The organism is Arthrobacter sp. NPDC058192 (genome assembly GCF_042883665.1).
Lineage (GTDB): Bacteria > Actinomycetota > Actinomycetes > Actinomycetales > Micrococcaceae > Arthrobacter.
On the sequence record NZ_JBHVVJ010000008.1, the window covers coordinates 34,106 to 54,774 of the forward strand.

General features: G+C 68.8%; 20 protein-coding genes. 6 read left to right on the forward strand and 14 right to left on the reverse strand.

From position 1 onward, the window contains the following. Positions 1 to 102: 102 nt before the first annotated feature. On the forward strand, positions 103 to 906 hold the full coding sequence (locus ACFVVK_RS09735; protein WP_390266215.1) for an SDR family NAD(P)-dependent oxidoreductase: 804 nt from the start codon (positions 103 to 105) through the stop codon (positions 904 to 906). After that, complete coding sequence (locus ACFVVK_RS09740; protein ID WP_390266216.1) at positions 903 to 2,123, forward strand: acyl-CoA dehydrogenase family protein; 1,221 nt, start codon at positions 903 to 905, stop codon at positions 2,121 to 2,123. Before ACFVVK_RS09735 ends, ACFVVK_RS09740 begins: the two co-directional genes overlap by 4 nt. 30 nt (positions 2,124 to 2,153) lie before the next feature. Here the strand turns inward: ACFVVK_RS09740 and ACFVVK_RS09745 are convergent, their stop codons facing one another. Continuing rightward, positions 2,154 to 2,972 carry a DUF1684 domain-containing protein gene (locus ACFVVK_RS09745; protein WP_390266217.1) on the reverse strand — a complete coding sequence of 273 codons (819 nt, stop codon included), beginning with the start codon at positions 2,970 to 2,972 and terminating at the stop codon, positions 2,154 to 2,156. A 17-nt stretch (positions 2,973 to 2,989) separates the two neighbouring features. After that, entirely contained in the window at positions 2,990 to 3,673 is a 684-nt protein-coding gene (locus ACFVVK_RS09750; protein ID WP_390266218.1) for a TetR/AcrR family transcriptional regulator, read from the reverse strand. A 187-nt stretch (positions 3,674 to 3,860) separates the two neighbouring features. Here ACFVVK_RS09750 and ACFVVK_RS09755 point away from each other — a divergent pair, with 187 nt between their 5' ends. Together ACFVVK_RS09755 and ppc are read left to right on the forward strand one after the other, a co-directional pair. Next, entirely contained in the window at positions 3,861 to 4,541 is a 681-nt protein-coding gene (locus ACFVVK_RS09755; RefSeq protein ID WP_390266219.1) for an NADPH-dependent F420 reductase, read from the forward strand. A gap of 168 nt (positions 4,542 to 4,709) precedes the next feature. Beyond that, positions 4,710 to 7,523, forward strand: a complete 2,814-nt coding sequence (gene ppc, locus ACFVVK_RS09760; RefSeq protein WP_390266220.1) for a phosphoenolpyruvate carboxylase — start codon at positions 4,710 to 4,712, stop codon at positions 7,521 to 7,523. 322 nt (positions 7,524 to 7,845) lie between these two features. On the opposite strand, the gene ACFVVK_RS09765 is transcribed toward ppc, so the two are convergent. From ACFVVK_RS09765 to ACFVVK_RS09775, 3 genes are read right to left on the reverse strand one after another with little or no spacing between them, the layout of a single operon-like run. Next, entirely contained in the window at positions 7,846 to 8,589 is a 744-nt protein-coding gene (locus tag ACFVVK_RS09765) for an ABC transporter ATP-binding protein (protein WP_390266221.1), read from the reverse strand. Further along, the gene (locus ACFVVK_RS09770; RefSeq protein ID WP_390266222.1) at positions 8,582 to 9,697 is read right to left on the reverse strand and encodes a FecCD family ABC transporter permease; all 1,116 of its coding nucleotides are present in this window, start codon (positions 9,695 to 9,697) and stop codon (positions 8,582 to 8,584) included. The genes ACFVVK_RS09765 and ACFVVK_RS09770 overlap by 8 nt, the downstream gene beginning before the upstream one ends. Then, entirely contained in the window at positions 9,687 to 10,832 is a 1,146-nt protein-coding gene (locus ACFVVK_RS09775; protein ID WP_390266223.1) for an ABC transporter substrate-binding protein, read from the reverse strand. The genes ACFVVK_RS09770 and ACFVVK_RS09775 overlap by 11 nt, the downstream gene beginning before the upstream one ends. A gap of 138 nt (positions 10,833 to 10,970) precedes the next feature. On the opposite strand from ACFVVK_RS09775, the gene ACFVVK_RS09780 reads away from it, so the two are divergent. Next, a complete protein-coding gene (locus tag ACFVVK_RS09780) occupies positions 10,971 to 11,753 on the forward strand; it encodes a DUF6390 family protein (protein ID WP_390266224.1) in 783 nt (260 codons plus the stop codon). A 109-nt stretch (positions 11,754 to 11,862) separates the two neighbouring features. Continuing rightward, positions 11,863 to 13,674 carry a thiamine pyrophosphate-requiring protein gene (locus ACFVVK_RS09785; protein WP_390266225.1) on the forward strand — a complete coding sequence of 604 codons (1,812 nt, stop codon included), beginning with the start codon at positions 11,863 to 11,865 and terminating at the stop codon, positions 13,672 to 13,674. Between the two features lie 15 nt (positions 13,675 to 13,689). On the opposite strand, the gene ACFVVK_RS09790 is transcribed toward ACFVVK_RS09785, so the two are convergent. Genes ACFVVK_RS09790 through ACFVVK_RS09830 form a run of 9 tightly spaced genes read right to left on the reverse strand, consistent with a single transcriptional unit; the run spans position 13,690 to position 20,661 of the window. Next, positions 13,690 to 14,082: a hypothetical protein gene (locus ACFVVK_RS09790; RefSeq protein ID WP_390266226.1), complete on the reverse strand. Its 393-nt coding sequence runs from the start codon at positions 14,080 to 14,082 to the stop codon at positions 13,690 to 13,692. Positions 14,083 to 14,126: 44 nt separating this feature from the next. After that, positions 14,127 to 14,390 carry a HypC/HybG/HupF family hydrogenase formation chaperone gene (locus tag ACFVVK_RS09795; RefSeq protein WP_390266227.1) on the reverse strand — a complete coding sequence of 88 codons (264 nt, stop codon included), beginning with the start codon at positions 14,388 to 14,390 and terminating at the stop codon, positions 14,127 to 14,129. 14 nt (positions 14,391 to 14,404) lie between these two features. After that, positions 14,405 to 14,959 carry a hydrogenase maturation protease gene (locus tag ACFVVK_RS09800; RefSeq protein ID WP_390266228.1) on the reverse strand — a complete coding sequence of 185 codons (555 nt, stop codon included), beginning with the start codon at positions 14,957 to 14,959 and terminating at the stop codon, positions 14,405 to 14,407. Further along, positions 14,956 to 15,075 carry a DUF6893 family small protein gene (locus ACFVVK_RS09805; protein WP_390266229.1) on the reverse strand — a complete coding sequence of 40 codons (120 nt, stop codon included), beginning with the start codon at positions 15,073 to 15,075 and terminating at the stop codon, positions 14,956 to 14,958. The genes ACFVVK_RS09800 and ACFVVK_RS09805 overlap by 4 nt, the downstream gene beginning before the upstream one ends. Next, complete coding sequence (locus tag ACFVVK_RS09810) at positions 15,072 to 16,508, reverse strand: hypothetical protein (RefSeq protein WP_390266230.1); 1,437 nt, start codon at positions 16,506 to 16,508, stop codon at positions 15,072 to 15,074. Before ACFVVK_RS09810 ends, ACFVVK_RS09805 begins: the two co-directional genes overlap by 4 nt. Continuing rightward, positions 16,505 to 17,161, reverse strand: a complete 657-nt coding sequence (locus ACFVVK_RS09815; protein ID WP_390266231.1) for a DUF6084 family protein — start codon at positions 17,159 to 17,161, stop codon at positions 16,505 to 16,507. Before ACFVVK_RS09815 ends, ACFVVK_RS09810 begins: the two co-directional genes overlap by 4 nt. Then, positions 17,158 to 17,868, reverse strand: a complete 711-nt coding sequence (locus ACFVVK_RS09820; RefSeq protein WP_390266232.1) for a DUF5947 family protein — start codon at positions 17,866 to 17,868, stop codon at positions 17,158 to 17,160. The genes ACFVVK_RS09815 and ACFVVK_RS09820 overlap by 4 nt, the downstream gene beginning before the upstream one ends. Before the next feature lie 16 nt (positions 17,869 to 17,884). After that, a complete protein-coding gene (locus tag ACFVVK_RS09825) occupies positions 17,885 to 18,862 on the reverse strand; it encodes a NifU family protein (protein WP_390266233.1) in 978 nt (325 codons plus the stop codon). Positions 18,863 to 18,867: 5 nt separating this feature from the next. Next, entirely contained in the window at positions 18,868 to 20,661 is a 1,794-nt protein-coding gene (locus tag ACFVVK_RS09830) for a nickel-dependent hydrogenase large subunit (RefSeq protein ID WP_390266234.1), read from the reverse strand. Between the last annotated feature and the right edge of the window lie 8 nt (positions 20,662 to 20,669).

The window sequence follows — 20,669 nt, forward strand, 5'->3', positions numbered from 1 at the left end:
CTAACTAATGTTCCCTGCGGGGCGCTGTCGCAGGCGCCGCTTTGTGTCGGCCTGGCGGCCGGGGTTCGGTGTTGGGATTCGGTTCCACATCAAGGAGGATGGATGGACATCAAGGGTACTGTCGCGCTGATCACGGGCGGGGCCTCGGGTCTCGGGGCCGCCACGGCCAGGCGCCTGTTCGACGGCGGTGCGTCGGTGGTGCTCGTGGACCTGCCGGCCTCCGCCGGGGACGCCTTCGCAGCCGAGCTGACCGCTTCCGCGCCGGACCCGGCTAGTGGCCGCACGGCCGTCTTTGTCCCGGCCGACGTGACCGATGAGGCGCAGGTGCAGGCCGCCGTCGACGCCGCCGTGGCGCTGGGCCCGCTTCGCGTCGTGGTGAACTGTGCGGGAATCGCTACGCCCGGCAAGGTCCTGGGCCGCGACGGCGTCCTGCCGCTCGAGACGTTCAGTCGCGTCATCCAGATCAATCTCGTGGGCACCTTCAACGTGACCCGCCTGGCCGCCGCCGCGATGGCTGCCGCAGAGCCCGCCAGCACGGAGCTCGGCGGCCCCGAACGCGGCGTCATCATCAACACCGCCTCCGTTGCGGCCTTTGACGGCCAGATCGGGCAGCCCGCCTACGCCGCCTCCAAGGGCGCCGTGGCCGCCATGACGCTGCCGATCGCCCGCGAGCTCGCGCGCTCGCTGATCCGTGTGGTCACCATCGCCCCGGGGATCTTCGAGACCCCCATGATGGCGGGGCTGCCCCAGGAGGCGCAGGACTCCCTCGGCCAGCAGGTGCCGCATCCCTCACGGCTGGGCCGCCCCGCCGAATACGCGAACCTCGCCGCGCACATCGTGGACAACGCCATGCTCAACGGGGAGACCATCCGCCTCGACGGCGCCATCCGCATGGGTCCGAAGTGACCGGGACCTTGCCGGCCGCGGCGGCCGCAGAAGCTACGGCCGGCCTGCCGGCGGCTGACTTCTTCGATTTCGAATCCCTGCTCAGCGCCGCCGAGCAGGCGAAGCTGGCCGAGCTGCGGGAGTTCCTGGCGGCCGAGGTCGCCCCGTTCGCTGGCACCTGGTGGAACAACGCCGAATTCCCGGCCCACATCCTGCCCAAGCTGGCGGCCCTGGAGCTCAGCGCCCCCGCCCAGCGCGGCTACAGCCACCTGTTCGCGGGGATCATCATCGCCGAAATGACCCGGGTGGACACGTCGCTGGCGACCTTTTTCCTGGTCCACCACGACCTCTTCGTGGAATCGCTCTACGGCTTCGGCTCGGAGGACCAGAAGGCGCGGCTGCTCGACGACGCGGCGAACCTGCGCACCACGGGCGCCTTTGCGCTCACCGAACCGGAGCACGGCTCGGACGTGGCCGGCGGCATGGAAACCCGGGCGCGGCGGGTCCCCGGCGGCGCGGCCGACGGCGGCGACGCCTGGGTGCTCAACGGCGCCAAGCGCTGGATCGGCAACGGGACGTTCTGCGACTACATGCTCGTCTGGGCCAGGGATGAGGCCGACGGCGGCATCCGCGGCTTCATCGTGGACGCCACGCTGCCGGGCGTGTGCCGGAGCAGGATCGAGAACAAGATCGCGCTGCGCACGGTGCAGAACGCGGACATCACCTTCACCGACGTCCTGGTGGCCGAGGCGGACCGCTTCGCCGGCATCAGCAGCTTCGAGGACACCAACGAACTCCTGCGCGGGTCCCGCATCATGGTGGCCTGGCAGGCGGTGGGGCAGCAGCTGGCGGCCTTCGACGTCGCCCGGCAGTACGCCGTCGAACGCCGGCAGTTCGGCCGTCCGCTGGCGAAGTTCCAGCTGGTCCAGCAGCAGCTGGTGGCCATGCTCGGCAACGCCGTGGCCAGCATGGGCATGATGGTCCGGATCGCGCAGCTGCAGCAGCAGGGCGCGGCGGACATGCCGCAGGTGGCACTCGCGAAGTCCTATGTCAGCGCCCGGATGCGCGAGACCGTGGCGATGGGCCGGTCCCTGCTGGGCGGCAACGGAATCGTCACCGACTACCGGATGGCCAAGATCTTCGCCGACGCCGAGGCCATCTACACCTACGAGGGCTCGTTCGAGATCAACACGCTGATTGCCGGACGTGCCGTGACGGGCGTGTCCGCGATCGTCTAGCGGAGCCGTGGCCGGTCCCGGGACGGTCCCTCAGAAGAGGGCGGGCTCTTTCTCGCCGGCTTCGATCCGGTAGTCGAGGCTGTTGTTTTTCACCGGCATCGGGCAGGTGCCGTACGGGGTGAAGGCGCTCGGATAGTTGATCGCCCGGTTGAAATCAAGGATCACCGTGTTGTCCGGCCGGGGCCGGGCGGTGGAGACTTTGCGCCACTCGTCAGTGCTTTCGCCGTTGGTTTCGTCGTGGAACGTCACGGTCAGGGCGCCGAGCTTCTCCTCTTCGGCCTGCAGGCGGAACTCGTGGTCCTTGCCGGGAAGCCGGAAGACCAGCTCGCCCACCGAGCGGTGCACGCCGTCGACCAACGGGTTGGCGGTGCCGATGGGGACGTCCACGGGCTGCGCGTAGGGCACGAACCGGGCCTCGACCGCCAGGTCCGGCCGGAAGCCGAAGGTGGGCACGCCGTTGAACTCGGTGAACACCGGCGACTTCGAGTCCCGGGTGCGGATGGCGTATTTGTCGGCCCGCATGGCGAGCTCCACCACAACCTGGCGGCCGTCGTCGCCGCCGTACTGCACCCACATCAGCGATTCCTCGTCCGCTAGCACGGCGCTCACCGTGCCGTCCACGGGTTCGCCGGTGTCCATGAGGCTCAGGCCGTCGGACGCGGCGGCGGTGAGGAATGCCGTGGTGCCGTCGGTGGACCAGAGGCCCGGGGCGAGCTCCACGCCGGCCGGCTGGTCCTCGAGCCACTGGAAGGACGTCAGCGTCAGCCAGCCGTGAGCGTCCGCGAGGGCGGTGTTGCGGCTGTTCCGGAAGCGCTGCCAGCGGGCAAGCTGCGGGTCTTGGATGTTCATGGGTTCCTCCGGGGGTATCAGCCCAGCTGCCGGCTGCGGGTCACTTGGGGGGCGGTTGGGGTTTTGAGGCTGACTGCCACGAGCTGGGCTGCGGTGGACCGCGCCGCGCTGGCCGCGTCCGGGCTGCCGTCGAGCACCCCGCTGGCCAGGCCGCCGTCGAGCAGCAGGGTCAGGCTGCGGGCGAGCTGGTCCGGATTCCCGGCGCCGGCGCGGGCGGCCAGATCCCTTATCCAGGCGAGGATCTGCTGTTTGTGGGCCACCGTCCGGTCGTGGACCCGGGTGCCGGCGAGGGATTCGGCGGCCGCGTTGATGAAGGCGCAGCCGCGGTAGCCGTCGCGCCGGCAGGCAATAGTCAGGGCGTCAAACAGGCCCACGAGCTGCGCCGCCGGATCGTCCCCGGCAGCTTCGGCGGCGGCATGAAGCTCTCGGGACCAGACGCCGTCGACCTTCTCCAGGTACGCCAGAATGAGGTCGTCCTTGGCCGGAAAGTACTTGTAGAACGTGGCTTTGGCGACGCCGGACTCGGCGATGATCGTGTCGATGCCGGCGGCTCGGAAGCCTTGCGCATAGAAGAGCCGGAAAGCCGTGGCCAGGATCTTTTCCTTGGCCGTGCCTGCGGCGGCGTGGCCTGCGGCGCGGCTTGCGGCGCGGCCCGCGGGGGCCTGGGCCGCCGGCGCGGCGGAGGCTGGGCGCGGCGTCATGACCCAATCGTACACAGACAAGTCTGTCTAGGGGCAGGGTGCAGGGTGCGGCGGTCCTTCATGTTCCGGTGCCCGTCGGCGGCCCCGCTATTCCAGCCTGGGCGTCTGCCTGTAGACAGATCTGTCTGGTACCCTCAAAGCAAGGGTAGACGGACCTGTCTACTCCAGACCTAGAAGTGGGGACTCCATGAAAATCGCAGTGCTCGGCACCGGCACGGCGGGCCGCGCCGTCGCGGACGCGCTGGCAAAACTCGGCCACGACGTCGTCATTGGAACCCGCGACCCGCAGGCCACGCTGGCCCGGACCGCGCCGGGTCCGATGGGCGGCGTTCCATTCGCGCAATGGCACGCCGAGCATGCCGGAATCGCTCTGGCCACCTTCGCCGATGCCGCTGCCGGCAGCGACATCGTCGTCAATGCCACCAACGGCAATGGTTCCCTGGATGCGCTGGCCGCCGCCGGCGCGGCCAACCTGTCCGGCAAGGTGCTCGTGGACATCGCTAATCCGCTCGACTTTTCCCAAGGCTTCCCGCCCTCGCTAAACCCGGTGAACACGGACAGCCTCGGCGAGCAGATCCAGCGGACGTTCCCTGATGCCCGGGTGGTGAAAACGCTCAACACGATGAACGCCAGTGTCATGGTGGACCCGGCAAGCGTTGCCGGCGGCGACCACTCCGTGTTTGTCTCGGGCAACGACGCTGACGCCAAGGACGTTGTGCGCGGCCTGCTTGCGGATCTCGGCCACCGCGACATCATCGACCTGGGCGACATCACCACGGCGCGCGGCACGGAGATGCTCCTGCCCGTCTGGTTGCGGCTCTGGGGTGCCTTCGGAAATGCGGACTTCAACTTCAAGATCGCGCGTTGAACGCGCGTTGAAACGGCCGCGACCGGCGTAACTGGAGGGGCTGACACTATCTGAGACGGAATTCCGGCCGGGAAGGCCTGCGAGTAACATCCCATGGGAAGAAGTAATCAGGCTCACAGTATCCAGCGCAGTGTACGAGCCAAGTCGAACCCTCGAAAGATAGTTTCCATGGCTGACACTGCAATGCATTCCGATACCGATCTCGCTGCCGAACTCCGCGCCGACGTCCGCCGGGTTTCCACCCTCCTGGGCGAATCGCTGGTCCGCCAGCACGGGCCCGAACTCCTCGACCTCGTCGAGCAGGTGCGCCTGCTGACCAAGGAATCCAAGGAGGCCGCCCGGGGCGGGGCCGACGCCACCGGGCCGTGGAGCTCGTACGACGTCGTCGCCCAGGTCCGTGAACTGCTCGGCTCCCTGCCGCTGGACCAGGCCACTGACCTGGTCCGCGCCTTCGCGTTCTACTTCCACCTGGCGAACGCCGCCGAGCAGGTGCACCGGGTCCGCGGCCTGCGCACGCGGCAGGAGAAGGACGGCTGGCTCGCCAAGGCCGTGGCGGAGATCGCGGACCAGGCCGGCAACTCCGTGCTGCAGGAAGTGGTCAACGAGCTCGACGTCCGTCCCATCTTCACCGCACACCCCACGGAGGCCTCCCGCCGCTCCGTGCTGGACAAGATCCGCCGGCTTTCGGACATCCTGGCCGAATCCACCACGGAGGGCGCGTCCGCGCGCCGCCGCCAGGACCGCAACCTCTCCGAAGTGATCGACCAGATGTGGCAGACGGACGAGCTGCGCCAGGTCCGGCCCACCCCCGTGGATGAGGCCCGGAACGCCATCTACTACCTGACCGGCATCCTCAGCGACGCCATGCCGGAAATGCTCTCCGACCTTTCGGAACTGCTGACCGAGCACGGCGTCACCCTGCCACCGGAGAAGGCCCCCATCCGTTTTGGCTCATGGATTGGCGGCGACCGGGACGGCAACCCCAACGTCACGGCTGCCGTTACCCGCGAGATCCTCCAGATCCAGAACCAGCACGCCGTGCGGATCAGCATCGGCCTGATCGACGGGCTCATCTCCATCCTGTCCAACTCGACCGCGCTGGCCGGGGCGGACCAGGAACTCCTGGAATCGATCGACGTCGACCTGGCGAACCTGCCGGGCATTGACCGCCGCGTCCTGGAGCTGAACGCGCAGGAGCCGTACCGGCTCAAGCTGACCTGCATCAAGGCCAAGCTGATCAACACCGGCCGGCGGGTCGCCGCCGGATCCGCGCACGAGCCCGGCCGCGATTACACCGCCACCGCGGAGCTCCTCGCCGAGCTGGGACTGCTGGAACGGTCTTTGCGGAACCACCACGGCGCGCTAGCCGCCGACGGGGCCCTGTCCCGCGTCCGCCGGGCCATCTCCTCCTTTGGCCTGCACCTGGCCACCCTGGACATCCGCGAGCACGCCGACCACCACCACGACGCCGTCGGGCAGCTCATGGACCGTCTGGGCGGCCCCGGCGTCCGGTACGCGGAACTCAGCCGCGCCGAGCGGCACGAAGTGCTGGGCTCCGAACTCGCGTCCCGTCGCCCGCTCTCCGGCCACCCGATCAAGCTCGACGGCGCCGCCGACGGCACCTACGACGTCTTCCGCGAAATCCGGCGCGCCCTGCGCACCTACGGTCCCGACGTGATCGAGACCTACATCATCTCCATGACCCGCGGCGCGGACGACGTCCTGGCCGCGGCCGTGCTGGCCCGCGAGGCCGGCCTGGTGAATCTCTTTGGCGAGGCCCCGTACGCCAAGATCGGGTTCGCGCCGCTGCTGGAGACCGTCGAGGAGCTGCGCGCCTCCGCGGAGATCGTGGACCGGCTGCTCTCGGATTCCTCCTACCGCGAACTGGTCCGGCTGCGCGGGGACGTGCAGGAAATCATGCTCGGCTACTCGGACTCCAACAAGGAATCCGGCGTCATGACCAGTCAGTGGGAAATCTACAAGACCCAGCGCAAACTGCGGGACGTGGCGGCCAAGCACGGCGTCCGGGTGCGCCTTTTCCATGGCCGCGGCGGCTCCGTGGGCCGCGGCGGCGGCCCGACCTATGACGCGATCATGGCCCAGCCCAACGGCGTGCTCGAGGGCGAGATCAAGTTCACGGAACAGGGCGAGGTCATCGCGGACAAGTACTCCCTGCCGGAGCTGGCCCGCGAAAACCTGGAGCTCTCCCTCGCCGCGGTGCTGCAGGGCTCGGCGCTGCACCGCGCGCCGCGCACGTCGGAGGACCAGCGGGTGCGCTACGGCGACGTCATGGAAACGGTTTCCGACGCCGCGTTTGCCCGCTACCGTGCGCTGATTGACGACCCCGACCTGCCGGCCTATTTCATGGCCTCCACCCCGGTGGAGCAGCTGGGGTCCTTGAACATCGGATCGCGCCCCTCCAAGCGGCCCGATTCCGGCGCCGGACTTGAAGGCCTGCGGGCCATCCCGTGGGTGTTCGGCTGGACGCAGTCACGACAGATTGTTCCGGGCTGGTTCGGCGTGGGCTCCGGCCTCAAGGCCGCCCGCGAGGCCGGAAACTCCGCCCAGCTCAACGAAATGATCGAGGGCTGGCACTTCTTCCGCTCGGTGATCTCCAATGTGGAGATGACCCTGGCCAAGACGGACATGGACATCGCCGGCTACTACGTTTCGACCCTGGTGCCGGAGGAGCTGCACCACCTGTTCCGCGCCATCCGGACCGAGTACGAGCTCACCGTCCAGGAAATCCAGAACCTGACCGGCGAGCACGTCATCCTCGACGCCCAGCCCACCCTGAAGCGCTCCCTGGAGATCAGGGACCAGTACCTGGATCCGATCAGCTACCTGCAGGTGGAACTCCTGCGCCGCGTCCGGGCCGAGGCGGGGACAACCATGTCTGGCGCCGAGATCGACGAGCGTCTCCAGCGCGCCATGCTGATCACCGTCAATGGAGTCGCCGCCGGCCTGCGCAACACCGGCTAAGCCCACTGCGCCCAACCACGACGCTCCCTCAGGTGTGGCGGCTAATTTCCGGACGCTCTTTCACGTGTGGCAGGTAATTTCCGGACGCTCCCTCACTTGTGGCGGGTAATTTCGGGACGCTCTTTCACGTGTGGCGGGTAATTTCGGGACGCTCTCTCACGTGTGGCGGGTATTTTCCGGACGCTCTCTCACGTGTGGCGGGAAATGTCCGAACGCTCTCTCACGTCGTGCGGGAGCGTTCGGGTTTTAGATGCCGAACGTGCGGGAGCGTTCGGGTTTTAGATGCCGAAGGTGAGGGAGCGTCAGGGCTTTGGCGTCAGGATTAAGGCTCGCCGTAGGGCACCACGATCGTGCGGCGGGCCGCGCCGCCGTCGGAATAGGGGAGCGTCCGGACCGGGACGCCGTACAGGGCGCTGAGGGCCGGGTCGGTGAGCAGCTCCTCGGCCGGCCCGGTCCGCGCGCCGCCGCGGCCCAGCAGGACCGCGCGGTCGGCCAGGGACAGGGCGTGGTCCGGATGGTGCGTGCTCAGCAGCAGGGCCATGCCGTCGGCCATCAATCCGCGCAGGAGCGACAGGACACGGACCTGGTTCTTGAGGTCCAGGCCGGTGGCGGGCTCGTCCAGCACCAGCACCGGGCAGCCGGTGGCAAGGGCCCGGGCGATCAGGACCAGCTGCTGCTCGCCGCCGCTCAGCGTGGGGAAGCGGCGGTCACGCAACCCTTCGACGCCCACCTTCTCCATGGCCTCCAGGGCGGCGGCCCGGTCCGCGGCGCCCGGCGTCCGGAAGACGCCCACCTGCCGCGCCCGGCCCATCAGGACCATGTCCAGGGCGCCGTAACCGAACACGCTGCCGCGGGCCTGCGGCACATACCCCGCGCCGTCCGCCCGGTGCACCGTTCCCTCCGCAGGCTCCAGCAGCCCGGCGGCGCAGCGGATCAGCGTGGTCTTGCCGCTGCCGTTGGGGCCGAGCACCGCGGTGGCCGTGCCGGGAGGCACCCGGAACGTGACATCCCGGAACACCCAGGCCTGCCGGGCGTACCCGAAGCCCACGCCGTCCAGCTCAAGCACTTTCCCAGATCCTTTCCCGGTTGCGGCGCAGGAGCACGAAGAAAACGGGGGCCCCGATGAGGGCGGTAAGGACCCCCAGCGGGATCTCTCCTGCGGTCAGGGTGCGGGCGACGGTGTCCACCAGCACAATGTAGGCGCCGCCCAGGAGGAAGGACACGGGCAGGAGCACACGGTGGTCCGGGCCGACCCACATCCGCGCCAGGTGCGGCACCACCAGGCCTACCCAGCTGACCGCGCCGCTGACGGCCACCGCCCCGGCCACAATGAGGGCCACCGCCACCAGCACCACCCAGCGCAGGGGACGCGGTTTGAGGCCCAATGCCGCGGCGTCCTCGTCGCCGAGGGAGAGCACGTTGAGCCGCCAGCGCAGCAGCAGGAGCACGACGGCGCCGCCCAGTACCGGGATCAGGGCGACGGCGACTTTGGTGTACGTAGCCGTGGCCACGCTTCCGAGCAGCCAGAAAACAATGGCCGGCAGCGTGGTGTTCGGATCCGCGATGTACGTCACCAGCGCCACCAGGGCCGAGAAGAACGAACCCGTGACCACCCCGCCGAGAACGATCATGAGCATCGGCGTTCCGCCGCGGCCCGAGGTAATCAGGAACAGCAGCCCCAGGGCCAGCATGCCGAAAGCGAAGGACCCGGCCACCAGGAGGAAGGTGCCCAGCCCGAGCAGCAAGGCCAGGGCGCCGCCGAACGACGCGCCGGCCGCAACGCCGATGATCTCGGGGCTGACCAGCGGGTTGCGGAAGATGGCCTGGAGTGCGGCGCCGCCGATGGCCAGGCCGCCGCCCACCAGCACCCCGAGCAGGACCCGCGGCAACCGGACCAGCAGGACCACATTCTGTTCGGTCTGGCTCGCCTCGACGGGGAAAGGCACAACCTGGGCGGCGAGGATCTGGACCACGTGCCCGGGCGGGACGTAGAAACGGCCCACGGCTAGTGCGACGAGTCCGACGGCGGCCAGCAACACGGCGGCGATGACGACGGGTCCAAGGACCGCCGGACCGCGCACCCGCTCCGGGTTGCCGGGCCGCCGGGCCTGCCGGACCTGCCGAGGGGCCCGCAGGCGGCGGTTCAGTCGCGCCGAGCTGGTTTCATCCAGCATTGAATTGTTGGTAGTCGGCGGAGCCGCTGTTCCCGCTGATCCAGAGGATTTTGTCCAGCTCGGCTGCTGTTGGCTCGTGGTTGTAGAGGAACCGGAAGTACTCGGTGACTTTGCCGCGCAGCCCGGAGCGCGCCTGGGGGTACGCGATGTCCGAAAGCCAAAGCCACATGAGAGGCGACTCCTGGCCGGGCGGGTCCCACCGGTAGCCCCCGAGCGGCACCTTGTAGACACGCCGGGAGCGCACGGCGGAGACGTTCTGCCACACCGGGTCCGAGTAGATGTCCTGCGGCATCGCCTGGTCAAAATTGCCCAGCAGGATGACCTCGGGGTCCCACCGGAGGACCTGCTCCACGTCCAGGCCAACCATGCCGGAGCCCGGCAGCGGGTCCTTGCCGGTGGCGGGATTGCTGCCGCCCACCAGCTTGATGTAGAAGTCGTTGTAGGTGTTGGCCGCGGCGACTTTGAGCCCGCCGGTGAACCGATTGAAATACAGGATGCTCGGTCCCGCGGAGCCGCGCCCTGCCGCCGCCGACTTGATTTCGGCGAGTTCCTTGTCGCTGCGCGCCTTGATTTCGGCGGCCCGCTCCGGTTTGCCCAGCATGGCGGCGAACATGCTGACCCAGGCGTCCACGTCCTCCTGCGTCCCAGTGTTTTTGAGGCCGAGCACCGTCAAACCGGCGTTTTCCAGGGGCTCGACCAGTTGGGCGTCTGACCACTGGACCACGACGTCCGGGTTCAGTGACCGCACCGTCTCCACATTCGGCGTAAAGTCCTGCGTCGCGACGTCGTGCGGCAGTTCAAGTGCGCGGGGGAACATGGTTCCCATGACGCCGTCACGCATCGCCACCCACGACGCGTTGTGCATGGCGCTCAGATGGTCGGCGCTGCCGTCGACGGCGACCAGCAGCGACGCGGCCGGCATGGGGATGGTGACCACACTGCTGACCGGCTTGGCGAAGGTGAGGGTCTTGCCCCGCTGGTCCGTGATGCTGATGGGTTCGGAAACCGTTCCGGAACCGCTGGGCGACACTGCCGGCGACTGCCCGGACGCGCCGCATCCGGCCAGGAGGGCCGCCGAGCCGCCTGCCACGAAAACCTGCAGCACGGAGCGCCGGCTGAGATCGTCGGTTCGCATGGATTTGACCCCCTGTGCGTAGGTTCTTCACAGGATCCGCCCGACGCCCAAGGCTGTCAACGGCAACCGGGTTCGTGGCCCTTGCCGGGGCACAGGGCCGGTGCTACGTTCGAAGAACCTTGTGCAGAAGGTGGCCAGATGATGGTTCTCGACGGCGCGCAGTTGTTTGTCCGCTATGCCTACCCGCCCAATTCCCGCGGCAGCTGCGGGCCCCCGGACAGCGATGCCCTGCTGCATTACGGGCAGTCCGGCGTGACGGACGCGGGCCTCCGTGAGCTGGCCAAGGGCTTCGCCGGCGCGTGGCCTTATCTGGAGCTGATCGCAGGGGCCAACCGGATCGCCGATCCCCTCGACGGCCGCGTGGTGGAGGCGTACTGGGTGGGCAACAGCCTCCTGGATTCAGTGGGGGTCACCAACATCGGCAACTCCATGGAGGACCGGTTCCGGGCCCGCACCGGGCACCAGTTCCCGCATCTGGTCGAGGGCGTCCTGGCCGGCGGGGTGCCGCACCACAGCTTTCATGTCTTTGAGATCTACCCCTGGCTCGGCCTGCTCCGCGACGATCGGCGCCACGCCACTGCCCTGAGCGTGCTGGACCGTTGCCGGATCCGGTGGGGCGAGGTGCTGGCGATCACCGGCGATGAAGCCGTGGTGCGGTCCCGGCCGCTGGTGTGGGACGGCGTCGCGCTGTCCGTGGGTGAACCCGTGGTGGAGAGCGCGAAATACGCCGTGAACGGCACAGGTTTTGTGGCAGGGCTGGCGGTCGGGGACGTGGTGTCGCTGCACTGGGACTGGGTGTGTGACCGGCTCTCCCCGCATCAGTTGCAGCGGCTGAAGCACTTCACGGCGCGCCATCTCCGCATTGCGAACGACGGCGTCGAGCACCGCGGCGCGGCGATCGCCCTGGAACGATCGACCTAGAACGATCGCTGACCTTCCGCTGCTGCTCGTGGTCGGTTCTGCGCTGAATCTATAAGCATGCTTACTATGGTCCAGGCGGTAACCATCAACTGACTACAGGAGTCCTGGCATGCCTCAGCGAACGGTTTCGGATCTCATAGTGGAACGCCTCCAGGCGTGGGGCGTGGAGAGGGTCTTCGGGTACAGCGGAGACGGCATCAACGGTTTCATGGGCGCCCTCCGCCGGTCCGAGGACGCCATCGAGTTCGTGCAGGCAAGGCACGAAGAAGCGGCAGCTTTCATGGCGGTCGGACACGGTAAGTACACGGGCGGCGTCGGAGTGGTGACGTCCACGCAAGGTCCCGGCGCCGTCCACCTGCTCAACGGCCTCTACGACGCCAAGCTGGACAGCGTTCCGGTGGTGGCGGTCATCGGCCAGCAAAGCACCACCGTGCTGGGCTCGGCGTACATGCAGGAAATCGACCTGCTGACACTCTTCAAGGACGTCGCCGCGCAGTTCGCGCAGCTGGCCAGCTCCCCGGAGCAGGTACCGATGCTGATAGACCGCGCGTTCCGCACGGCACTGGAAACAAAGTCCCCGTGCGTGGTGATCGTGCCCCACGACATCCAGACCGCGGAGGCGCCGGAACTCGACCACGAACACGGCATAGTAGTCACCGCTCCTGTATGGCACCCTGCCCGGGTGATGCCCGCCGAGGAAGAACTGGACGCCGCCGCAGAGCTGCTTTCGAAGGGCGAGCGGATTGCGCTCTTCGTCGGCCAGGGTGCCCGCGGTGCGCAAGCCGAGGTTGTCGCCCTGGCTGAAAAGTTGAACGCCGGAATCACCACGAGCCTGTTGGGCAAGCCGTACGTTGACGAGACGCTTTCCTTCGCCACTGGCACCATGGGCCACCTGGGCACGACGGCGAGCGCGCATCTGCTCGAAAACTGCGACACCCTGCTGATCGTTGGGTCCAACGATCCCTGGACGGAGTTCTACCCCAAACCCGGCACGGCCAAGGCCGTGCAGATCGACATCGACGGCCGGAAGATCGCCAACCGGTACCCCGTGGAAGTTGGGCTGGTGGGCGACGCCGCCGCAACGCTTCGCGAGCTAAGCGCGCGGCTCGACAAGCAGCCGAACCAGCCCTCACGCGCGCAGTGGCGGGCCGACGTCGAAGACCAGGTACGCACCTGGCGCGACCTGTCGGCGGAACGCGCCAACGTCGCAGCCGAGCCCGTCAACCCGGAGCGGGTGGTGCGCGAGCTCAACGGAAGGCTTCCCGCCGACGTGCAGCTGAGTATCGACGTCGGCAGTTGCGTCTACTGGTACGCCCGGCAATTGGTGGTGCCATCGGGAGTCCCGGCGCATTTGTCCGGAACTCTCGCCAGCATGGGCTGCGCCATCCCGTATGGACTCGCGGCGAAGCTGGCCCATCCGGAGCGGCCACTGCTGGCGCTGGCCGGTGACGGCGGCATGCAGATGTTGGGCGTCGCGGAACTGATCACCGTCGCGCACCGATGGCGGGACTGGGGGGATCCACGGTTCGTGGTCTGCGTTTTCAACAACCGCGATCTCGCCGAGGTCTCCTGGGAGCAGCGCGAGACGGAGGCCGAGCCGCGCTTCCCCGCCAGCCAGGTCATCCCGGACTTCCCGTATGCCGGCTACGCGGAACTGCTGGGTCTGAAGGGTGTCCGCGTCGACGACCCTTCGCAGCTTGGCGCCGCCTGGGACGAAGTGCTGTCCGCTGACCGGCCGGCGGTTCTGGAAGTGCTGACGGACCCGAACATTCCGCTTCTTCCGCCGTTCCCCGCCGGAGCCCAGAAGCTGGAGGGCATGCGGTCCGCGCTGGCCGAAGAAGGCCCCGACGGCGGGCACGCCCGGCGACTGCTGGACACCTACGCGGAGGGCGAGTCCCGTCTGCGGGACGCCCAGGGCTAAGCCGGCTGGGGGCGGTTAGGGGGCGTGGGGCGCGGCGGTGTCCGGGTCCTCCGGGGCCTTGACTCCCGTGGCGAGGCGCGGCGAGGACTCGCCCGCCGGCCGTCCGGAGGGCGAAGCGTCGGCTTCGGTCTTTTCCCGCCCGGCTTCCTCGCCTTCCTCCTTGATGACGTCCTCGCCCCGCCGGGTGGTACTTACCCCGACGTCGGCGGGGGCCATGGCGGCGTCGTCGGGGGTCTCGTCGGGTCCCGGTTGCGCGGGTTCCTTCAGGGGCGGTTCGCTCCCGAAAGCGCGGGCCGTGCCAGGGGCCGTTCCTTCCGCGGCGTCGTTGGTCCTGCCCGATTCGGATACCTCGGCCGGGTCGGTGGGCTGGGGCGGTTCGGCAGGCCCGGACGGTGTCGTCGGTGACATTGTGCTCTCCTTGGTGTGCTGGGTTGGTCGTTTAAGTGCAGGCCCTAGCCTGGACCGGCGTCGCCGTCGGCGTCCCTGGGGCGGCCCATCAACTCCAGGCCGTCCATCGCCTGGTCGGCACCCGCGGCGTCCACCCGTTCCAGGGCGAAGCCCATGTGGATGAGGACCCACGTGCCGGGTTCCAGCGGGCCCTCATCCAGCAGCCCGATGTTGATCTTCCGCTGCACCCCCGCAACGTCCACGAGGGCCAGCTGGCCGCCGTAACCGTCGAGCAGCTGAACCACCCGGCCTGGTATGCCAAGGCACATGAGAGGAGTCCTTCCTAAGCCTGGGTCGACGTGTATTGTGCGAGCAGCTCGCCTATGACCTGCACTGCCCGCGGGACGGCTGCTGCCGCGGGGGCGGAAAGCCCGATGCCCTCGGTGAGGTCGGCGGGAACGCAGCCCACCACGTAGGTAAGCGGCACCTCACCGCCCAGCGACCGGAGCCGACCCAGGACTGCGACGGGGTCCATGCCGTGCGGATCCAGAGGTGCTCCGCTGTCGAGGTCCTCTGGCCCGACGCGCAGCACGCGGATGCTCCCCGGGCCGGTCGCCGTACCGTGCTCCACGGGGCTGTCCGGCGGCACGGTGTCCACGAGCACCAGCAGGTCCACGCCTGCCAGCAGGTCGTAGGCCAGGTGCATGCCGCGGATCCCGTAGTCCTCGACGCGGACGCCGGGTGCCGGGCCGAGGGGATCCCCGGTGAGACGGCGGGCGACTTCGGGGCCGAACCCGTCATCGCGCAGGAACATGTTGCCCACGCCCGCGACGAGGACGCGCGCAGCTTCGGAGCCGGGACCGCCGGCGGCGTTTCCGGGCTGGAGGGCGGCGGTCACATCTGGCGCACTTTCAGGTAGCGGCGGATGTCGGGGACCGACCGGATGCCCACGTAGGCGGCTCCGGCGGCCATCGCCAGCAATAGGCAGACCGTGGCCATTCCAATGATTCTCATAGCGGAGTTTCCCTTCCATCCTCGGTGCGGGGCCGGGTGTCCTGACCTGGCGGTTCCAGCGGCTCAAGTTCGTCGGGGGCGAAGTAGAAGGACCGGCCATACCCTTCATGAAGATCCGCCGCTGGGTCATCTTCCAAGACAAGCCCCACGTGCGTGCTGCCGTCGACGTCGAAGTGCACACTGGTGACGCGTCCGGTCTGGCCCGCGAAGAAGAGGTCCTGCGCGTCGGCCCGCCGGTTGGGTGCCACCCGGACCCGGCTGCCCCGGGCCACCGCAACACCCTTGATCTGGACCGCATCCGCGTGCGGCTGGACGAGGGCTTCCGCTTCCGGCGTCCACCAGACGGGCGGTTCCCCTCCGGCGCCGGCGGAGCTCCCGCGGGGTTCCGGAACGTCGAACGCGTGCGGATGGCGCAGGACTCCATGCAGCTGCTGGAGCTCCTCCGGCGACATCGCCTCGCACCGGTCGATGATCGCCGCCGCACGCGGATCCGTCGCCCGGGCCTCGGCCTTCTCCTCTGCCGTCAGGGTCAGCACCCGCAGGGTGAGGATCTCGTCAATTTCCGTCGAGTCGTACAGGGCCACCGAACTTTCCGGGGCCACCGCCGGGTGGTCGTACAGGATGATCGGGGACACCAGCAGCACATCCGTCTGCCCCTGCGGCCCGGCCAGCACCGGCCAGCAGCGGTGCTGCGCGCAGGACGCCGTGGCCCCCGTGGCCCAGTCCGGCGGGTCCAGCAGCGACAGGAAGTCAGCGCCCCGCAGGTCCAGGAGCAGGTGGGCGCCGATGAAGGACGTGGCGATGGCCGTCTGGCGGTCCGGCGGTTCCCCGACGGAAGGGATTGTGTTGGCCGCCGAGACCCGCAGCCGCAGCAGGCCGCGCTGTCGTCCGCCTTCGACGGTAGTGGCGCTCAGCGTCACCTCGCCGTGCAGCGCGCGACGGCGGCGGACCAGCCGCCCGGCCAGCCGGCCGGCGTCGTCGCGCAGTTCCTCCACGTCCGTGCCGGCGGGGACGTCCACCGGCAGCACGAGCCCGGCGTCCCCGTCCAGCAGTTGGGCCAGCGGAAACGGACCCAGGGCGGTTTCGTGCTCCACGGCCTCGTCCCAGCTCAGCCAGCGCGCCGCGCCGACGGCGAGTTCGTCCACCGCAGTGAACCGGCCGGCGTCGTCCGCTTGCTCCGCGGTGCGGGCCTGGAGCTGGAGAAAGCGCAGATGGATCCCCACCTCCGCATCTGGTCCGGGGCCCAGCAGGCAATCGGCGAACATGTCCGGTTCTTCCCCGACACCGGCGGACGCGGCGCCGGGTGGCCCCAGGATGCCGAACTGCCAGCGGGCCTGGTTCTTCTGGGAGGACGCCCGGTAGGGGTAGAGGAGATAGCCCTCGTAGAGGACAGCGTCGGCCACCGCGCGGGCCAGGCTCAGGCTCATGTTCATGGCAGCGGCTTCCCGCCCACCCCCGAGGCTGCCGCCGCCAGTAAGGATTCGATGGCGGCCTCCCAGGAGGTCAGGCCGCGCACCGACTTGTACTGCGACAGGGCCGCCAGGACCTCGCGATCCAGCCGAATCCAGCCCGTGTTGGGGAAGTGCATGTCCATCAGCTGCCGCCAAGCCGCCACGGGCAGCCGGTACGGCGCCTCGAGATCCCAGGGCACCTGTTCCACGCCGAAGCCCGTCTGGCCCTTGGTGAAGACGGTTCCGGAGAACAGGAACTCCAACGGGATCTCGCCGTCCTGCAGGGCGTTCAGGTACTTGGCGGCGGCAACGTCGAAGTCGAACGTGCACGGCAGCGGGAGGGCCACCTCGGTGCTGCCGGAGAAGCCCTGGACCATGGTGCTGCACTGCATCCAGAGGAAGGACTTGAGCGTGGTGGGCCAGCGCCCGCGCTCGCCGAAAAGGTCCAGCAGCCCCGGCTCCTCCTCCGGCGCGTAGCCGCGGCGCTGCGGCAGGATCCGCACCTGGCAGCGCAGGGCGATGGCATGGACGGCCGTGCCCGTGGCTTCGGTCAGGCGCAGCCGGGCGGTCAGCTGCGGGGCCGCGGTGTAGGGCTCCGGCCGGACGTCGACGACGGCGAACACCAGGCCGGTCACTGCGGGCCGCCCGGGACCGGCTCGCGGGTATCGTCCTGCGCCGGCTTGCTGCGGCGGCCGAGGTCCGCAAAGAAGGCGGCGAGCCGGTCGCGGGCCTCCTGTCCGCCGTCGAACCCCCGCCAGACGAGGCGAAGCTGTCCCACCAACTCGTAGCAGGCGTCCACCGGCACCAGGTGGCAGTCGGCCTGCGGGCGGTCGGGTCCGGGGCCGCGGATCAGCAAAGCCTCGGTATCCGGGGCCGCCAGGGCAAGGGCCGGATTGCGTGCCAGCACGGCGCCCCAGGCGTCCAGGGGAAGCTCGGATTCGGTGGCCCCCGCCGGGCCCGGGTAAAAGGCGACGGTCCGGTCTAGCCGTGAACTGCGGAAGAAGAAGGCCAGCCCCACCGGGATCTCCAGCTCGTCCCACTGGCCAGGACCCAGCTCGAAGTCCGGAAAGGAGACGTACCGGTCCGGCACCGAACGGTAGCGCAGGTGGGCGGTGCTGTCGGTGAACAGGAGGTAGCAGGGCCGGCAGGTGCACATCATGGCGTGGCTTTCGACGTCCACGACGTGCTGGTGGGACTCGGGGATGGGGTCGCCGCACATTTCGCAGCGCTCGCCGGCCGGCCGGGCTGCCGGCTGGGCGGCGATCCGCCGGAGCAGGGCGACGGGCAGACCCGGCGCCCGGCCCGCGTCACGGGCCGGACCGGACATCTGTGGTGCTGGCATTTCAGGCGCCGGCATTTCAGGCGTCCTGGCCGGAGACTGCCGGCACGGCCACGGACATCACGCCGGACCGGACCAGGAGGGGCAGCGGGTCAAGGTGCAGGCTCCGGTCCTCAAGGCAGGAGCCTGCCTGCCGCACGTCGAAATGCGCGCGGCACCCCGGGCAGCGCAGCAGGCCGCCGCCCACCGGTCCCGCGAGGGCGCGCTGGAGCACCGCGCCGGCCATGGACCCGGTGCAGCGGGGGCAGTAGTCCCGGTAGGCGTACAGATCCTGCCCCGTCCGGCAGGCAAGCACCGGGTAGCCGCCCACCAGGAAGCCCGCCACTTCGCCCTGTTCCAGCCCGGCGATCTCCGGCACCGCCTGCCAGGAGCCGGGCGAGTGTTCCTGCCAGTGCTGGCTGGCACGGGTGCCGTTGCCGCTGCTTGTACCGCCGCCGGCGTGGTCCGACGAGTTAAGCCGGACCAGCAGCGCGTCCACCGGGATCAGGGCAGGGACGGCGGGGCGCGACTCCGCCTCGACCACCTCGATGGCGGTCACCTCCGGTGCCGCCGACTCAATGGCCTCCTCGACGGCGAACTTGAGCGTGACGGACGACGACGGGCAGCCCTGGCAGGTGCCAAGCAGCTTCAGCCGCACGACGCCGCCGGGGCTGACGTCCAGCAGCTCCACGTCGCCGCCGTGCGAGCCGAGGTAGGGCCGCACGCCATCCAGTGCGGCGGCCACCCGGGTCTGGGTGTCCTGCGGGTGCAGGCCATGGATCACCAGCAGGCCGGCCACCAGTTCATCGGCGGTCAGTGCGTCCAGGGTGGCCCGGTCGAGCTGCCCGCGGTCATCCAGGATTTCCAGGATCCTTGCCAGGCCGGCGCCGTACAGGTCCGTCACTTCGCGCACGAGGTCTTCGGCGCGCCCGCGGGCCACCGCCCCGCCGGAGCCGAGGGCGTCGAGGAGAGTCCCTATGCGCTCGCCGGGTTGCCCCGGCTGGTCTGCGCCGTGCATGCCAGCTACTCGCCGGTCAGGGTCTGGGTCGGTGAGTGCAGCCGTTGCAGGGTTTGGCCGTTGCCCAGGTACATGTGGACGCCGCAGGGCAGGCAAGGGTCAAAGCTGCGGACGGTGCGCATAATGTCGATGCCCTTGAAGTGCTCGCGGTCGTTTTCCTCGAAGATGGGCTGGCCCTGCACCGCGTCCTCGTACGGGCCCGAGACGCCGGCCGAATCCGTGGGACTGGCGTTCCATGGGGTCGGCGGGTAGGGGTGGTAGTTGGCAATCTTGCCGTCCCGGATCACCATGTGGTGCGAGAGGACGCCGCGCACGGCCTCGGTGAAGCCGCAGCTGATGGCTTCCTCCGGCACCTCGAACGTTTCCCAGGTCTTGGTGCGGCCGGCGCGGATTTCCTCCAGCGCCTTTTCGGCGAAATGCAGCGCCGCCGCGGCGGCGTAAGCCTGGAAGTAGGTCCGGGCACGGTTGCGTTCGAGTGTGTTGCTCCATTCCGGAATGTTCCACTCGAAGGTGACGGGGCCCTTCAGGGCGGTCTTGGGCAGGTTGATCTGGACGCTGCGGCCGGTGGCCTTGATGTAGCCGATGTCCACGAGCCCTGCCAGCGCGGTGGCCCAGAGCCGGGCCAGCGGTCCGCCGCCGGTGTCCAGCGCCAGGTTGTCCTGGCCATCGAACCAGCGCGGCGACATCACCCAGCTGTACTTTTCCGCGAGGTCGCGTTTCTGCGGCCGCGGATTCGTGTGCTGGTTCCACGGGTGCCGGCGGTCCACGGGATTGCCCAGGGGATCGTGGCTGACGAACATTTCCTGGTCTTCCCAGTCCTCGTAGTAGGAGGAACCCAGCATGATCCGGATGCCCAGGTTGATCCGCACCAGGTCCGTGGTGACCAGCTTGCCGTCCACCACCACGCCCGGGGTGACGAACATCTTCCGGCCCCATTCGGTCATGTCCTTGTATTCGAAGTTGCAGAAGTCCGGATCCTGGAGCGAGCCCCAGCAGCCGAGCAGTGTGCGCCGCAGGCCAACCTGCTCGTACCCGGGGAGGGCCTCGTAGAAGAAGTCGAAGAGGTCATCGTGCATGGGGACGACCTTCTTCATGAACTCGACGTACCGCATGAGCCGGGTGATGTAGTCCGTCATCAGTTGGATCGTGGCAACCGTGCCCACGCCGCCGGGGTAGAGCGTGGAGGGGTGCACGTGGCGCCCCTCCATGAGGCAGAACATTTCGCGGGTGGCGCGGCTGACCTGCAGGGCTTCGCGGTAGAACTCGCCGGTGAAGGGGTTCAAGGACCTCATGATGTCGGCGATGGTGCGGTAGCCGTGGTCAGCCTCGTGCGGTGCAGGCGTGTTTTCCGCCTTGGCCAGGACGCCCGGGTTGGTCTCGGAGACCATCTTCTCGCAGTAGTCCACGCCCACCAGGTTTTCCTGGAAGATGTTGTGGTCGAACATGTACTCGGCGGCTTCTCCGAGGTTCACTATCCACTCGCCGAGGTTGGGCGGCTTCACCCCGTACGCCATGTTCTGCGCATAGCAGGAACAGGTGGCGTGGTTGTCGCCGCAGATCCCGCAGATGCGGCTGGTGATGAAATGCGCGTCCCGGGGGTCCTTGCCCTTCATGAAGAGGGAGTAGCCGCGGAAGATCGAGGACGTGCTCTTGCACTCCACCACCTGGTTGTTCGCGAAATCGATCTTCGTGTAGATGCCCAGGCTGCCGACGATCCTCGTGATCGGGTCCCACGCCATCTCCACCAGGTTGTTGTTGCCTGTCCCGCTTCCGGACGGCATTGGAATCGTTGACGTCATGTTCTTCA